The organism is Pseudomonas sp. TR47, assembly GCF_044143025.1.
GTDB classification, from domain to species: Bacteria; Pseudomonadota; Gammaproteobacteria; order Pseudomonadales; family Pseudomonadaceae; genus Aquipseudomonas; species Aquipseudomonas putida_E.
In genome coordinates this window covers 1-1,681 of sequence record NZ_JBHFCS010000063.1, presented here as the reverse complement: position 1 = coordinate 1,681, position 1,681 = coordinate 1, and the positions used below count along the sequence as shown (strand labels likewise).

Here is a 1,681-nt window from a genome sequence, read left to right as displayed (position 1 = left end):
TTTCTGACTTTTGTCAGATCGTTCTTTAAAAATTCGGATATGTGATAGAAATAGACTGAACACCAGTTTCACTGCTGGTGGATCAGGCTAAGGTAAAATTTGTGAGTTCTGCTCGAAAGAGCAACATGCGAATTTTCGGCGAATGTCGTCTTCACAGTATAACCAGATTGCTTGGGGTTATATGGTCAAGTGAAGAAGCGCATACGGTGGATGCCTTGGCAGTCAGAGGCGATGAAAGACGTGGTAGCCTGCGATAAGCTTTGGGGAGTCGGCAAACAGACTGTGATCCAGAGATCTCTGAATGGGGGAACCCACTCAGCATAAGCTGAGTATCTTGTACTGAATACATAGGTGCAAGAGGCGAACCAGGGGAACTGAAACATCTAAGTACCCTGAGGAAAAGAAATCAACCGAGATTCCCTTAGTAGTGGCGAGCGAACGGGGACCAGCCCTTAAGTTGGTTTGAGATTAGTGGAACGCTCTGGAAAGTGCGGCCATAGTGGGTGATAGCCCCGTACACGAAAATCTCTTATCAATGAAATCGAGTAGGACGGAGCACGAGAAACTTTGTCTGAACATGGGGGGACCATCCTCCAAGGCTAAATACTACTGACTGACCGATAGTGAACCAGTACCGTGAGGGAAAGGCGAAAAGAACCCCGGAGAGGGGAGTGAAATAGATCCTGAAACCGTATGCGTACAAGCAGTGGGAGCCTACTTTGTTAGGTGACTGCGTACCTTTTGTATAATGGGTCAGCGACTTATATTCAGTGGCGAGCTTAACCGAATAGGGGAGGCGTAGCGAAAGCGAGTCTTAATAGGGCGTTTAGTCGCTGGGTATAGACCCGAAACCGGGCGATCTATCCATGGGCAGGTTGAAGGTTAGGTAACACTGACTGGAGGACCGAACCGACTACCGTTGAAAAGTTAGCGGATGACCTGTGGATCGGAGTGAAAGGCTAATCAAGCTCGGAGATAGCTGGTTCTCCTCGAAAGCTATTTAGGTAGCGCCTCATGTATCACTGTAGGGGGTAGAGCACTGTTTCGGCTAGGGGGTCATCCCGACTTACCAAACCGATGCAAACTCCGAATACCTACAAGTGCCGAGCATGGGAGACACACGGCGGGTGCTAACGTCCGTCGTGAAAAGGGAAACAACCCAGACCGTCAGCTAAGGTCCCAAAGTCATGGTTAAGTGGGAAACGATGTGGGAAGGCTTAGACAGCTAGGAGGTTGGCTTAGAAGCAGCCACCCTTTAAAGAAAGCGTAATAGCTCACTAGTCGAGTCGGCCTGCGCGGAAGATGTAACGGGGCTCAAACCATGCACCGAAGCTACGGGTATCACCTTTGGTGATGCGGTAGAGGAGCGTTCTGTAAGCCTGTGAAGGTGAGTTGAGAAGCTTGCTGGAGGTATCAGAAGTGCGAATGCTGACATGAGTAACGACAATGCGAGTGAAAAACTCGCACGCCGAAAGACCAAGGTTTCCTGCGCAACGTTAATCGACGCAGGGTTAGTCGGTCCCTAAGGCGAGGCTGAAAAGCGTAGTCGATGGAAAACAGGTTAATATTCCTGTACTTCCAGTTATTGCGATGGAGGGACGGAGAAGGCTAGGCCAGCTTGGCGTTGGTTGTCCAAGTTTAAGGTGGTAGGCTGAGATCTTAGGCAAATCCGGGATCTCAA

Annotated in this window: 1 rRNA gene; it reads left to right on the top strand. The window is 49.7% G+C overall.

Features of this window, described 5'->3' with window-relative positions:
* Nucleotides 1-183 precede the first annotated feature (183 nt).
* Nucleotides 184-1,681, top strand: a 23S ribosomal RNA gene (locus ACEWE8_RS25995); the annotation flags it as partial.